Origin of the sequence: Bradyrhizobium sp., from assembly GCF_049519115.1 — a bacterium.
In the GTDB taxonomy this organism is placed as follows: domain Bacteria; phylum Pseudomonadota; class Alphaproteobacteria; order Rhizobiales; family Xanthobacteraceae; genus Bradyrhizobium.
Genome location: NZ_JBEKRB010000016.1, coordinates 1 through 14,535, shown reverse-complemented (window position 1 = coordinate 14,535; position 14,535 = coordinate 1). Strand labels below are relative to the sequence as shown.

Sequence of the window (14,535 nt, the reverse complement as noted above, 5' to 3'; positions counted from 1 at the left end):
TACGCGGGCTGGATGATCGACGAAGGCCATCTCGACGAAGACAACGAACCGACGATCGGGCTTAAGTCGGGCAAGGCCAAGGCGAGCCGCGAGAGCGGCGGGTTTCTGCCCTGGACCGAGGATGACATGGCGCTCTATCGCGCGAAGTGGGCGCTCGGCACGGAGGCTGATGTTCGATATCCTGCACTACACGTTCCTGCGACTGGGAGATGCCCATCGGTTCGGACCGCCGCATCTGCGGCAGATCGTTCGCAAGATGGCGGTGCGGATTGCGACCGAAAAGAGCCGCGGCAACACCACCGTCACGTCGGCGCTGAGGTCTTCACCGGCAAGATGTTGAAGGGCCGTGTGCTACCGATGAACAAGAAAGCATGGGTGATGAAGTTTAAGAAGTACGCGGTGCTCGCCGGCGTCAACGAGCCGAAAAAGAGCTGCCATGGCGTGCGCAAGGCGCGGGCCGAAGTCGCCGCCTACGCTGATTGTCCCGAGAGCCAGATGATGGCGATGTTCGGCTGGACCGATCCGAAGATGCCTGCCCATTACATTGCCCAGGCAAATCGAGAAAAGCTTGGCGTGAGTGGCATGGACAAGATCATCGCGTTCGATCAGGGCCACTCACTCGGCGATTTTATACCGCTGCCGGCCGAGAACAATGGAGTAACGCGAGGCGCGAACAAAGTAGTAACTTTGCGTAGTAACATTGAAAAAAAGACGCAGTAATCTCAATGGATTAAGCGTGGGTATGGTGCGCTCGGAGGGCGGCTTCATTTACTGAGATTTCAATTGCTTGTCGATGAGAGGTGCATTTCAAGCGTTAAGGTGGCTTTTGAAATATAAACGGGAATACGGTGGTTCGAACAGAATCCCACGCTGACCTGGGAGGATTCGAACTGGCATATTCCCAATTTGAAAATGCCCTTTGAAATTTCGGGAGAATTTCGCACGATTTCGCCAAATCCAGGGCCTGGAGACTTTCGGAACTATCTTTCCTACATACGGGAGCACAGGAGATCACCATACGCTTTCTGGCTTCGCGCCGTGAGTAGACGTCCCGGCGGCTTTCCGGGCTTCCGCTGAGGGCCAATAGTGCTAACGTAGGTTGCAAGCGCTTTTCGCAGACGAACCCGAGAGCGAAATGCACATTCAACCAAACGACGACAATGCGGCGTTTGCGGTGAAATCTTCGCAGGCGGAGCGTGGCGAACGACTGACAACGGGGCAGCGGCGTCAGGCGACTGTGCTATTTGCCGATATGGCGTCGTTCACGCCGACTGCAGAACGGCTTGGGGAGGAAAGGACTTTTCTGCTGATGCGCCGGGTTCTCGGCGCCATGACAGAAGCGGTCCGCGCGCACAACGGAACCGTTAGCGAACTGCTCGGCGACGGCATACTCGCGGTATTCGGCGCCCCAATAGCGCAGGAAAACGCACCTATTCAGGCCTGCAGAGCCGCCGCCGAAATCACGGACCGCCTGCTCGCTCTGGAAGATGGGCTCGATCGCGAATTCGGAGTGCGTCCGAAGGCCAGGATCGGAATTCATACTGGACCGATCGTTTTAAGCGACGACTCCCACGTTATTGGAGATACAGTCAACCTTGCCGCCCGGCTGCAGGCAGAGGCGCGGCCTGGGACCGCGGTCCTGAGCGAAACCACCAGCCGCTTGATCGAGGGTTTTTTCGAGACAGAATTTGTCGGCGAACGCGCTATCAAGGGTAAATCCGATCCGCAGCGGCTGTTCGAGATGGGAACGCCGATCGGCGCGGGCTCACGGTTCGACGCTGCGACGCGTCGTGGACTGACGCCGCTGGTCGCGCGGGAAGACGACCTCGCCGCGCTTGACACATTCTGGAGCCAGGTCACCAAAGGAAGCTGCCAGTTCGCGCTCATCGTGGGAGACGCTGGTATTGGCAAATCGCGCCTGATGTTCGAGTTCAGGCGGACGCTCCAGGCTTCCGATTACGTCATCGGCCACTGTAGTCCCGACGGTCAGTCGACACCATTCAAGCCGTTTATCAATGTCATCCGCGCGCTGTTCCTCATCGAAGACGGCGATTCGGCAGAGCGGATCGAAGACAAATTGCTCCAGGGCGTCGTGGAGCTGGATCAAGATGGCGCCGAACGGCTGCCGTATCTTCTGAATTTGCTTGGACACAGCGGTCAACCGGCGCTGCGCGACGTTGCACCTGAAGTCATAGGTGTGCGGACCCGTAACGCGCTGACGGCCATTTTCCGCGAACGCTGCCGCCTGTCGCCGCTCACGCTGTTCATCGAGGACCTGCACTGGATCGACACCGCATCGGAAGACTGGCTGCTGCGGTTCGCGCGCGAAGAGCAGACGATGCCGCTCTTCGTCGTGACGACTTTCAGGCCGTATTACACCCCGCCCTGGTCACAGTTGCAAAACGCTCACGCAATCGCCTTGCAGCCGCTGTCGAGCCAGACCACTGTCGAGCTTCTGAAGAAGCGGATTGGCGTTATTGAAGTGCCGGCATCGCTGGCGAAGATCGCCGTCGACAAAACGCAAGGTAACCCGCTGTTTCTCGAAGAGATCACCAATTATCTGGTTGAAAAGGGACAGCTCAGCCACCATGACGGCGGCGTCGACTACAAGCCGCTGGCTGCCGGATTTTCGCTCCCGGCATCGCTCGAAAATCTGTTGCTCGAACGCTTCGACCGACTTGAAGAAGGTCCCCGGCGTGTACTTGAGACCGCCTCCGTTATCGGTCCAACATTTTCCCACGAGCTTGTTGTCGACGCGACCGGGCTCAATGGCGCAGTAGCAAGTCACCTTCTGACATTGGAGAGCAAGGAACTCGTCTTCCGCGAACCGCAAAGCGGAAGTTTCCGGTTCAAACATGCCTTGGTGCAGGACGCCATTTACAATCGCCTGCTGACTCCGGCCCGGCAGGAACTCCACGGAAAAGTTGCGACGAGTATCGAGCAGCGCAGCAGTGCAAATCTCAACGAGGTCGTGGACTCGCTTGCCAATCATTACGCCCAAACGCCGCAGGACGAAAAGACTGTCCATTATATGGCGCTTGCCGGCGCGAAGGCGTTGCAAGTCTATTCGCTCGACGAGGCTGAACAGCGGTTCCGACGCGTCATCGAGCTTAACGAGGCCAATCCCGGCTGCGCGGATGAGGCGCTGCTGATCGAGGTCCTGACCAAGCTCGCGCGCGTGCATTACTTCAAGGCGGAGATGTTCAACATCATCGCGCTGGTTCAGCCCTATCTGCCGCGGGCCGAGAAGTTCGGCGACAAGAAAAAGTATTCACGACTACTGTTTGAAGTGGGTTACGCGTCGATCTTCGCGGCGCGCGGCGCCGCTGGAAAGCCCTATCTGGAAAAAGCTTTGGCGATCGGCGAGGAGGTAAACGACCCGGAGAGCATTGCCTATGCCAGCCTTGGGCTGATGTTTTACTATTACTTCTGGGCGCCGGCCGGCGAAGAGAGTGTGCGATCCTATGCGGCGCTGAACGAGCGCTTCAAATTGCTGTTTCCGCACCTGACCGACGTGTGGGTCAGAGTTAAATACCTTAACTGCAGGTGGGGGGAAGAAACCTTCTTCAGCCAGTTTGCCAACGCGCGGCAGCTTTGTTTTGACCTTTTCGATTTGAGCAAGGCGACAGACGACCCAAGGCCGATGGGGTTTGGCTACTGGCAGATGGCGATTACCGATCTTTACGCCGACCGCTATCCCGAGGCCTTGGAAAATGCCCAAAAGGCAATGCAGATCGCGCTGGCGCCGCTTGATCATCTCTGTGCGCGCCTCGCCGAGGGGGGTGCCCACGCCCTGATGGGTCGCCCCCACGAAGCGGTCGCAGTTCTCGGCGACGTTCGCAAAAAAAGCGAGGCCGGTGGCTTCATCGTGGGTTTGCTACTGGGCGATATTTACTACGGGGCGTCGATGAGCCTCGCCGGACAGTTGGGGAAAGGCATCCGCTTTATCCATGAATCGATTGCCCGGATGGAGGCGTGGGGCAACGTGCATGTCCCGGCGCTCGGCTATCTGATCCTCGGCGAAATCTACCTGCAGATGGCGACGTCGCCGGAAAAGCCGCCGACGGCCGTCATCCTTCGCAACCTGGGCTTCGTGCTGACCAATGTTCCATTCGCTGCATCGAAATCGCGACGCTACCTGGAGGAAGCGATTCGCCGGTGCCGGACTATCGGCATGCCGGGACATCTCGCCCGCGCGCTGGTCGCGCTTGGATCTCTCAACCTTGCACGCAAGCGGACTGACGAGGCCCGCTCTTGCCTGACGGAAGCGCTGGCGATCGCTGAAAGCGTGAAGGCCGAGAATATTGCGGCGAAGGCCAAGCAGGCTCTTGCTAAACTTTCAACTGAGTATACGCCGTAGGTGGCGACCGGCACATTCGCGACGGAGACCGAACAACACTGCAACGTCTATCGCCCAGTGCAGATCGAAAAAGGTCTCCGCTCAAAGTCTCCCGAAAACGGGAATATTACGCAGATTGGCTGGAGACTTTCGGCAATTTCTCGCTCAGGTTGCCGTTTTTTCGGACCTAGAGACACCATGTAAAACGCAAAAAATCCTATATTTAACGAGGTTTTTGCGATATCGTTGTCTACTATCTTAAGTAGATAAACTGCTTGGCTGGGGCGGGAGGACTCGAACCTCCGTATGGTGAAATCAAAAATACACTGCCAATGTACGGCGACCCATTCACCTAAGAGATCCCAAGATGTTACGCCGTTAGATCGGCACTATGTGCCAGTCGTGTTCAGCGCACGACCTTGGTGAGGGTCTTGGATCTCTATTTATTGAAAAACTTGGTGGCGGATGCAGCCTGCGAAACCGATCTCCTGACCTCTTTTCCCTGCGAACAGGGAAATTAACAGGGAATTTCGCGATTTCCTGGTTTTTCGGCGTCACGAGAGTGCAAAAAGCTCCTTGTGCCGCAGCGGTTTCCAAACGATTTCACTAAGAAAGCTATCAGGGAAATCATTCGCGGAAACAGGGAATTTCTAATCCAGAACAGGGAATTTTCATCGCTCGATCAGGCGGTCGAACACGAATAGCGTCGCGGAAGGCGTCAGGGTTTTCATGGATATCAAACGGATCCGCCGCGGACACGCATGGGTTCGATCGGACCGTCGCCTTGGCCGAAAACGCCGATGTTCGCTCACATCAGCTTTAATTGCGTAATCGCCGCTTCCTGAAAGAGAACGAGTCTGTCTGCCGGGATCCCGGATCCATCACCAAATTGATGTTCCAGAATGTCCGGTGGAAATCGATCCACTCGGCAGCGCTTGCAAGCGCTTCGCGCCTGAGGCGGCACGTGCCGTATTTGCCCCGCCGCTCACTGGTGATAATCAGCGCGCTCTCCAGTACTTTGAGATGTTTGAAGAGCGCGGGTAGCGAAATTCCAAGTGGCTTGCCGAGTTCGACGACCGTTGCATCCCCGCGGACCAGGCGTGCCACGATGGCCCGCCGTTTGGCGTTTGCGAGGGCGGCAAATGCATGATCGAGGTTCATCATTCACAGGACATTCAAATTGGCGATTCGCAATTCAGGCAGTCCGGATTAGTCTTCGCTAACAAACTCGCGGCGAGAAAAGGCATGATGGCTCTCGCCAAGCCTGCGGGGGCGGAAAACTGAGGGGCGTGGCCCGTCGGCATAGATACGACCAGGGCGCCGGGCGCACGGGCTTGCATGGCGCGCTGCACAGGCAGGATGACTGAACGGTCTTCCAGAGCTTCGACGTAGAGCCGCGGTATCCGGCCGTAACGCCCAGCTGTTGCAGGCGTCGTCACCGCACGCCCACCCTCGCCTTGCGGCGTCAATCGTGCAGCGGCCGCTGCGGCGTCTTCCTCCGGGCAATCCTGCAGGAAGAAGCTGACGGCCGCTTCAGCCGGTACCCGCGATGTCCGACCATCCTTCGACCATACGAGGTGTGGCCAGATACCAGCGGCTTGGGGATGTTCCGTGATGACCAATTTGACGATTTCCTCGAAGCTCTCGCCGCCCGGCAGCATCATGCCGGCGATATATACCAGCCTCGACACAGAGGCGGGCCAGCGCTCTGCGAAAGCGGTTATCAACAATCCGCCACCTGAATGACCGATTAAGCTCACCGGCCGATCGAGCACGTCGACCGTTTCATGAACATGCTGCAAGCAAGCCTCGAATGTGACCGTTGCAGGATCTGAACCGTCGGCGCCGTTACCCGGAAGATCGACAGCATGGGTCATAAACCCCGCAGCCTCGAGACAAGGTGCGAAGCGCGCCCAGGCCCAGGATCCTTGCCAAGCGCCGTGAATAAGGATGACTGGATCAAACTCGGACATGCCTGCACCGGAAAGCGCTCGATAGAAGTGGAAACCCTATTTGTAAGTGCGCCGGTACATTTCTTTCAGATGACCCTCTACCGTCGTCGGCGGATATTTCGGTCTCTCTCCGCTGGCCAAACAGGACGGTAGGCATTCAACCTTTTGCTCGGGATTTCCGGAAAAGAAAAACGGAACAGAATACCGCTCGCGGCCGGAACTATTCACAACCCGGTGCACGGTCGACCGGAAGCGATCATTAGTCCAGCGCGCGATCATATCTCCAAGGTTGACGACGAACGCACCAACGATGGGCGTTGCATGAATCCATTCGTTCGCGGACTTACCCTGCACCTGTAGACCGCCAGCCTCGTCCTGCAGGAGCAGCGTAATGCCGCCGAAATCGCTATGGGCGCCAGCGCCCTTTTCACCGGGAGCCGCATTTGCCGGCTGCGGGGGATAGTGCAGCAGGCGCAACGTTGCGTGCGCGTTGGTGCAATAGTCCGCGAAATATTCTTCGTCGACGCGGAGAGCCAATGCCAACCCCCTCATCAGTTTCCGGCTCAGATCCAGCAAGGTGCTGAAGTAGGCATCCATCACAGGTCGGAACGTGGGCATGTCAGGCGGCCAGAGGTTGGGCCCGTGATTGAAGCGCCGCGCCACGACCCTGGGATCATCAAGCGACAGCTCTGGCCCGATGTAAAAGCTTTCTTTGAGATCGGGGGGCGCCCCTTCCTCCAGCGTCTGCGCCCGCATTGGTTCAAATCCGCGCTGGCAGAATGAACGACTCTTATCCACGGCGCTTTTCACCTCGGCTGAAAAATCGAAAAAACGCTTCGTCTCCGCAAAAACGTCATCCATCAAGGCCGCCGGCACACCATGGCTCACGATGTAGAAAAAGCCGTTATCGATACATGCCGCTCGCAGACGTTCGGCCACAGCCTGGCGATTAGTCAACGAACTTGATGAAAGACCACTGATGTCGATCACCGGCAGCGCGGAATTCGAAACATGGATCGCTTCGAGCGTGGATGTCATGGCCGCCTCGTCTGCAAGCGGTGAAGCCACGATGGGCGTCTCTTCATCGCGACAGAATTATCTCTCGCTACAGGAAGTTAAGTAGCTCCGCGTGCCGGCATCCCATCGCGGAGATGCCGGCACGGATCAAATATTTGGAACTAGATACAGCTCATTTGGGAACGCTACCGTCGATGCCCTCGACGTACCAATTGAGCGAGTTGAAGGTCGCATCAGGCATAGCAGCGCCAGCAGCAACCATTTCCTTCCCGCTATTGTCCTTGATCGGTCCGCCGAAGGGGTTTAGCGCGCCGGAGACAATCGCGGCTTTCTTTTCTTCGAAGACCTTGACGGCGGCCGGCGGAATATCCGGATTGAGCGGCGCCATCACCACCATTCCTTCCTTGATACCCCAACGGGTGTGGCGGTTGCCGGTCCAAGTGCCATCCATAACTTTCTTGGTTTCAGCAATATAGTAGCCGCTCCAGTCTTCGGTCGTGCCGGAGAGTTGCGCCTTCTTGCCGAAGCTGGACATATCGGCATCAATGCTGAACGCGTAGGTGCCCTTCTCCTGGGCCGCCTGAATCGACGCCGGCGAATCCGTATTTTGCGCGACGTTGTCAGCGCCCTGCGCGATAAGAGTATCAGCCGCCTGGCGTTCCTTGCCCGGGTCGTACCATGTGTTCACCCAGATCGCCTTGGTCTTCACCTTGGGATTGACGGCTTGCGCACCGAGGGTCATGGCGTTGACGTTGCGAACCACACTGGGAATCGGGAACGATCCGATGAAGCCGAGCGTATTTGATTTCGTCATCTGTCCGGCGAGCACGCCGATCAGATAGAAGCCTTCCTCGAAGCGCGGTTCATAGACAGAAATGTTCGCTGCGGTTTTGAAACCGTTGACGTGCTCGAACTTGACGTTCGGAAACAGCTTGGAAACCTTCTGCAGCGGCTCCATGTAGCCGAATGAGGTTGCGAAAATCAGCGTGTAGCCATCGGACGCAAGTTGGCGAAACACGCGTTCGGAGTCGGCGGTCTCGGGAACATTTTCGACAAAGGTGGTCTTGATCTTGTCGCCCATCGCCTTTTCCAGGCCGAGACGGCCCATATCATGCTGTTGCGTCCAGCCGCCATCACCGCGCGGGCCTAGATAGACGAAGGCGACCTTGAGAGGGTCGGCAGCGAAAGCGCCTACCGGGGCCATCACTGTCAGTCCCGCTGCAACGCACAGCGGTAAAGATTTCAAAGTTTTGCTTAGCTTCATGACGCTTACCTTTTTGGTTAGAACTGCAGAACGATTGTGGAAAAATGCAATAAAAGAGACGTGCAAAATTTGTTAACGAGACTTGCGGAAAGATATCTGACACCAGCCGTCAAGCGGTCGAGTGAAAGCTGTGGCCGAGAGATGCGGGTTGGTTCAGCAGGATCGTCTTGGGATCACGACAAATGATTACCAGAACGATGATCGTCGCTGCGTAAGGCAGCATCGACAGAAACTCGGTGGGAATCGGCAGACCGAAGCCCTGGGCGAAAAGCTGGAATTGCGTCACGCCACCGAATAGATAGGCGCCGATGACAACACGCGCCGGCTTCCACGTTCCGAAGACGACGAGCGCGAGCGCGATCCAACCTTTGCCGGCCGACATGCCTTCCACCCACATCGGGGTTTGCACCAGCGACAGATAGGCGCCAGCGATTCCGGCGGTCGCGCCGCCAAACGCCACAGCCAGATAACGGGTCTTCAAAACCGATTTTCCGATGGCGTGAGCAACTCCGGGAGATTCCCCGATAGCTCGCAGTGTCAGGCCGGATCGGGACTTTGTCAGGAACCATTGAACCGCAACGAACAGGGCAATCGAAAGATAGACCATGATGTCGTAGTGGAACAAAAGGTCGCCCAGAACGGGAATGTCCGACAGAACTGGAATTTTGATCGGCGCCAGCCGATCTACCGGCAACCCCGCCAGATTATGACCGACGAAGGCCGATAAACCGATTCCGAACAAAGTCAGCGCGAGGCCGGTCGCCACCTGGTTTGTCTGGAGATTAAGCGTCAGAAAACCGAACACCAGGGACAATGCGACGCCAGCTGCAGCCGCTGCCATAAACCCGACCGTGTCGCTGCCGGATCCGCGGGTAGCAGCAAAACCCGCTACCGCACCGATCAGCATCATGCCTTCGATACCAAGATTGAGGACGCCGGATCTTTCGACGACAGTTTCGCCAAGCGCGGCATAGATCAACGGCGTCGCTGCCACCACGGTACTTGCAATCATCGGTACAAGGGGATTCATGCTGCGCTCTCAATGCTTGCTGCCGGTTTCGGCAGCGTGGGTTCGACCACGGTTACCACGCGCTTTAGCCGGAATGAGATGAACAGGTCGGCGGCCAGCAGGTAGAAAAGCAACAACCCCTGAAACAATCCGGTGATAGCGGACGGTAAACCCATGCCCATCTGCGCCGACTCGCCCCCGAGATAGAGCAGCGACATCAGCAACGCGCCGAACACGACTCCAATCGGATGAAGCCGGCCGATCCACGCGACAATGATCGCGGCAAAGCCATAACCCGGCGAAATTTCCTGCTGCAGCCGCCCGATAGGTCCGGCGACTTCGCAAATTCCGGCCAAACCGGCAGTAGCGCCGCAAAGCATCAGTGCGATCCAAATATTGCGCTTCTCCGAAAATCCAGCATAGGCGGCGGCAGCGGGCGCCATTCCCGCAACCTGCATTCGAAATCCAGCGAATGTCTTTTGCGAGAACACCCACGCTATCACCGCAAGTATAAGGGCATAAACGATGCCCCAGGTCACGCGCGTCCCCTCAATCAGAACAGACATCGTTTCGGCATCGCCAAAGCCCTGGGATTGCGGGTAGTTTTGGCCCTGAGGATCACGCCATGGGCCGTGCACCAGCCAGGACAGCACCAACTGGGCGATGTACACAAGCATCAGCGTCACGAGAATTTCGTTGGTGTTGAATCGGGTTCGCAGGAAGGCCGGAATGGCGGCCCAGGCCATCCCGCCGAGCACGCCGGCCACCAGCATCAGCGGCATAGCGAAGATTGACTCGCTGTCGCCGAACCAGAGTGCGACACCGCCACCGGCGATCGCGCCCATGGTGAGTTGCCCTTCGGCGCCGATATTCCAGACATTGGCGCGAAAACCCAAGGCCAGACCCAATCCGCAAAGTAGCAACGGCGTCGTCTTCAGAAGCAGTTCGCCAATGCCGTAGCTGGTCGACAGCGGCTTGACAAAGAAAAGGTAGAACGCCTCTACCGGATCCTTGCCCAGCGCGCTGAACAACAGAAATCCGGTCACAAGCATGCCGGTCGCCGCCAGCAAAGGCGAAACGACGCTCATGGTGGACGAAGGCGTGGCACGCCGCTCAAGCCTGAGCATCAGCAATCTCCAATTTCGAAGTTGCGGAAGTCGGGCCGTCGCCCGCCTTGTCGCCGAATTTTCCGCTCATCCATACCCCGATTTGTTCGATCGATGTTTCGGCAGGCTTGACCGAAGGCGAAAGTCGCCCTGCCGCCAGCACCGATAGCCGATCGCTTATCGTGAATAGCTCGTCGAGTTCCTCGGATATGACGAGAAGTGCGACGCCTGCATCACGCAGATCAATCAGTGCTTGCCGGATAAGCTGCGCGGCGCCAACGTCCACCCCCCATGTCGGCTGTGCCACGATCATCATTTTGGGCTGCAGCATCGTCTCTCTCCCAACGATGAATTTCTGCAGATTGCCGCCCGACAGGCTGGAGGCGACGGATTGCTCGCCACCGCACTTAACCTTGAAGCGCTCAATGACGTGCTTCGAAAAGGTCCGCATCACGCTGGGGTGAATCATGCCGTTCAGCACCATGCCCTTTCGCGCGCCGGTCAGCAGCGCGTTGTAGGCCAGACTCATTGGCGGCACGGCTCCTCGCCCGAGCCGCTCTTCGGGAACGAAGGTCAGCCCAAGCGCGCGGCGCTTAGCGGGGTTGAGCGACCCGACAGGTTGTCCGAACAGCTTAATCATGGAGCCGCTGGTACTCAGTCGCTCGCCCGACAGCGCCGTCATCAACTCCTTTTGACCGTTCCCAGAAACACCGGCGATACCAAGTATCTCGCCACTTCGTACCTCCAGGCTGATGTCCTTGAGCGACGTGCCGAATGGATCCGGCGACTGCAGCGACAAATGCTGGACATCGAGCCGCACTTCCTTTGCCTCGCGGGGAGTGAGATGGCACTCAGCCAGCTCTCCACCGATCATCAACCGTGCGAGACTCTCATTGGTCTCGTTCCGCGGAATAGCACCGCCGCTGACTTTTCCGCCGCGAAGCACCGTGGCGGTGTCGCAGAGCGCCCGAATTTCATCGAGCTTATGGCTGATATACAGGATGCTGCAGCCTTCCGACGCCAGACGACGGAGCGTCTTGAATAAGATCAGGACGGCCTGCGGCGTCAGCACGGAGGTAGGCTCGTCCATGATCAGAAGCTTGGGCTCCTGAAGCAGGCATCGCACGATCTCGACTCGCTGCCTTTCACCCACGGACATGCTGTGAACGAGACGATACGGATCAATTGGAAGTCCGTATTTCTCGGAAACTTCGGTAATCTGGGCCGCCAGTCGAGCGGTCGGGACCGGCTCATCCAGCGCGAGCGCTATGTTCTCCCATACGGTGAGCGTCTCGAACAAAGAAAAATGCTGAAACACCATGCCGATGCCCATGCGCCGCGCCTGTGACGGCGCGACGATGGTTTCGTACTTACCATTCCACATGATCGTGCCGGCATCCGGTTTGGTGACGCCATAAATGATCTTCATCAGCGTGCTTTTGCCGGCACCATTCTCGCCCAGCACGGCATGAATTTCACCTGGTCGGACACTTAAGGAGACATCCTCGTTGGCCACAACGCTCGGATACCTCTTGGTAATGCCCGTAAGCACCAACCGCGGCGTCAAATTTGCAAATTTATCCATGTTTTCAATGAGCCTCGGCCAAAGTGGGGCAGCAACTACGCCGTCTTTAAGAACCCAAGCAATCCGCGCGCCAAGTCAGCGAAGTCCGCCCGATTCAAAGATTAAACTTGTGGTGGGGAGCCCGAAAATCAGGAACCGGCGGAGGATGGGCGCTTGCCGCGCCAGGTAGTTTTACGGTGAGCTAATCGACCGCTATGATCGATTTACGGTGGCCGGTTCTCAAGCGTGTCAACGAGAGTTGCCGGCGGTGGGGAATGGACTCCTTCGTCGCCCGGAGGAAACAAAATAGAGAGATAGCGCTATTATGGCACGGCCGCGCGCCATTCTTCTGGGTGAGAAAAGCGAACGCAGAGCCGATGAAAACCTGGATTCGCGATCCGATCGCAATGCTCGCCGAAGGAGGCAAGCGCGGGCTTGTCGTCGAGGGTGGCAAGATCGTCGAACTGGTCGGACACGATGGCCCTGCTACGCCTTGCGACGAGGTTTTCGATGCCCGACGCCATGTGATCATTCCAGGCCTGGTCAATGCTCATCACCATTTTTTCCAAACGCTAACGCGCGCGCATCCAAAAGCCATCAACAAAACCTGTTTTCGTGGCTGCACCAGCTCTATCCGATCTGGGGGGCACATCTTGATCGCGACTGCTTTCGCTTGGCCGTGCGTGTCGCGCTGACCGAACTGCTGATCTCGGGCTGCAGCACGGCATCGGATCACTTGTTTGTCTTTCGCGATGACATGGCCGACGCTGCCGATATTGAAGCGGAAGAGGCGTCCAAACTGGGAATGCGCATGACGCTGACGCGCGGCGCCATCAATCTTGGCTCCGCGGACGGAGGTATTGCGGACGAACAGCTGATGCAAAGCTATGATGCGGTTATCGCGGATTGCGAACGGGTTATTGCGAAATATCACGATCCGAACGATGGTTCTTTCTTACGCGTCGCGCTGGCGCCGTGCGCGCCTTTCAACGTAACGCGGCAGCTCATGATCGATACCGCCGCTCTCGCAGAGAAACACAATTGTCGTCTCCATACCCATTTGGGAGAAACGCGCGACGAGGACGATTACTGTCTTCATCACTACGGCTGCCGGCCCCTCGATTACCTGGAACAGGTAGGCTGGCTCAGCGAGCGCGTTTGGCTGGCGCACGGTATCCACTTTGACGATGCGGAGATCGCACGGCTCGCAAAACATGGAATGGGAATTTGCCATCGAACATGATGCTGTCGTCGGGTATCTGCCGAACCAGGGATTTGGAGGCTACCGGGGTTGCGGTCGGCCTCGGCGTCGATGGTTCCGCGTTAAATGATAGCTCGAACCAGATGGAGTCGGTCCGCCATGCCTTGCTCCTCGGACGGCTGGCCTACGACGCAACCTCAATCACCCACCTCGATGCTTTTCGGTGGGCGACCGAAGGATCCGCCAAATGCCTTGGACGCAACGATATCGGCAGGATCGCAGTGGGACGCGAGGCTGACCTCGCTTGCTTCACCCTGGACGACTTGCGGTTTTCCGGCGCAGGTGATCCGGTTGCCGCGCTGATGCTCTGCGGCGCTCACCGCGCGGACCGAATGATGATCGGCGGCGAATGGCGGGTTACGGATGGTTTACCGGTTGGGGTCGATCTGGCGCAGTTACGTGACGAGCACGGTCGGGCGGCTTTGGCGTTCCTGGCCAACGCTTAGGCCCGCCTCAACGGTGCCCGCCGAAGATACCGAACGCTTGTGTGGCGCGAAATTGCACAATTTCGACCCTATTGTGCACAACTGATGATCATCGCGACAAATTTGCGCAAACGGCGCGCTATTCCCAAAGGAGTCGCAGGCAGCCGGTCATCACGAAAGACGTCGTCACCGCCAAAACTGCACAAGTCGTGTTGGCTTCAACAACTTCAAAGAAGCGCTCTAGCGTCCTCAGCATAAAAATACCTCACCGGGATGTCCGCGGCACGGAGTCGCTCCGAAACCGCCGCCTGATCGGAATATTCACGGAGGCAATACTGGATCCTGTTGGGAGTTCCGACGGCCTCTTTGTGGCGGTGAGTCTCTATCTGGGAGAGGATGGGGTACAACTGTTACCCAATGGTTTATGGCCTCCAAGGGTGAGGCATGCGAACGCGCAGATCAATCAGAGGCTAAACTACGAAGTGAGGAAGTATCCATGAACTCCATTCCCTTGATTGACGTCGCCCCGCTGCTAAACGGCTCCTCCAAGGAAGCGCATGCCGTTGCGAATGCCCTTGGACATGCTTGCCGCGAGGTC

At 57.6% G+C, this 14,535-nt stretch carries 10 protein-coding genes and 1 pseudogene; 4 read left to right on the top strand and 7 right to left on the bottom strand.

Features of this window, described 5'->3' with window-relative positions; genetic code table 11:
* Positions 1 to 121: 121 nt before the first annotated feature.
* The 3 genes from ABSE61_RS14645 (at position 122) to ABSE61_RS14635 (ending at position 4,360) form a co-directional block, all read left to right on the top strand.
* The gene (locus tag ABSE61_RS14645; RefSeq protein ID WP_423871845.1) at positions 122 to 340 is read left to right on the top strand and encodes a hypothetical protein; all 219 of its coding nucleotides are present in this window, start codon (positions 122 to 124) and stop codon (positions 338 to 340) included.
* Positions 341 to 357: 17 nt separating this feature from the next.
* A complete protein-coding gene (locus ABSE61_RS14640; RefSeq protein WP_423871844.1) occupies positions 358 to 720 on the top strand; it encodes a site-specific integrase in 363 nt (120 codons plus the stop codon).
* 415 nt (positions 721 to 1,135) lie between these two features.
* Positions 1,136 to 4,360 (top strand): ATP-binding protein, encoded by a 3,225-nt coding sequence (locus ABSE61_RS14635; RefSeq protein WP_423871843.1) that lies wholly within the window; start codon positions 1,136 to 1,138, stop codon positions 4,358 to 4,360.
* 798 nt (positions 4,361 to 5,158) lie between these two features.
* Here ABSE61_RS14635 and ABSE61_RS14630 read toward each other — a convergent pair.
* The 7 genes from ABSE61_RS14630 to ABSE61_RS14600 all read right to left on the bottom strand — a co-directional run bounded on the left by ABSE61_RS14630 (position 5,159) and on the right by ABSE61_RS14600 (position 12,272).
* The gene (locus ABSE61_RS14630; protein WP_423871842.1) at positions 5,159 to 5,503 is read right to left on the bottom strand and encodes an ArsR/SmtB family transcription factor; all 345 of its coding nucleotides are present in this window, start codon (positions 5,501 to 5,503) and stop codon (positions 5,159 to 5,161) included.
* Between the two features lie 11 nt (positions 5,504 to 5,514).
* Positions 5,515 to 6,312 (bottom strand): alpha/beta fold hydrolase, encoded by a 798-nt coding sequence (locus tag ABSE61_RS14625; RefSeq protein WP_423871841.1) that lies wholly within the window; start codon positions 6,310 to 6,312, stop codon positions 5,515 to 5,517.
* A 36-nt stretch (positions 6,313 to 6,348) separates the two neighbouring features.
* Positions 6,349 to 7,329 (bottom strand): isopenicillin N synthase family dioxygenase, encoded by a 981-nt coding sequence (locus ABSE61_RS14620; protein WP_423871840.1) that lies wholly within the window; start codon positions 7,327 to 7,329, stop codon positions 6,349 to 6,351.
* A 151-nt stretch (positions 7,330 to 7,480) separates the two neighbouring features.
* Positions 7,481 to 8,512, bottom strand: coding sequence for a BMP family ABC transporter substrate-binding protein (locus ABSE61_RS14615; RefSeq protein WP_423871839.1), 1,032 nt, complete (start codon positions 8,510 to 8,512; stop codon positions 7,481 to 7,483).
* A 169-nt stretch (positions 8,513 to 8,681) separates the two neighbouring features.
* Positions 8,682 to 9,602, bottom strand: coding sequence for an ABC transporter permease (locus tag ABSE61_RS14610; RefSeq protein ID WP_423871838.1), 921 nt, complete (start codon positions 9,600 to 9,602; stop codon positions 8,682 to 8,684).
* Positions 9,599 to 10,711 (bottom strand): ABC transporter permease, encoded by a 1,113-nt coding sequence (locus tag ABSE61_RS14605; RefSeq protein WP_423871925.1) that lies wholly within the window; start codon positions 10,709 to 10,711, stop codon positions 9,599 to 9,601. The genes ABSE61_RS14610 and ABSE61_RS14605 overlap by 4 nt, the downstream gene beginning before the upstream one ends.
* Positions 10,695 to 12,272, bottom strand: a complete 1,578-nt coding sequence (locus ABSE61_RS14600; RefSeq protein ID WP_423871837.1) for an ABC transporter ATP-binding protein — start codon at positions 12,270 to 12,272, stop codon at positions 10,695 to 10,697. Before ABSE61_RS14600 ends, ABSE61_RS14605 begins: the two co-directional genes overlap by 17 nt.
* A gap of 356 nt (positions 12,273 to 12,628) precedes the next feature.
* On the opposite strand from ABSE61_RS14600, the pseudogene ABSE61_RS14595 reads away from it, so the two are divergent.
* A pseudogene (locus tag ABSE61_RS14595) lies at positions 12,629 to 13,958 on the top strand (8-oxoguanine deaminase).
* Positions 13,959 to 14,535 lie beyond the last annotated feature (577 nt).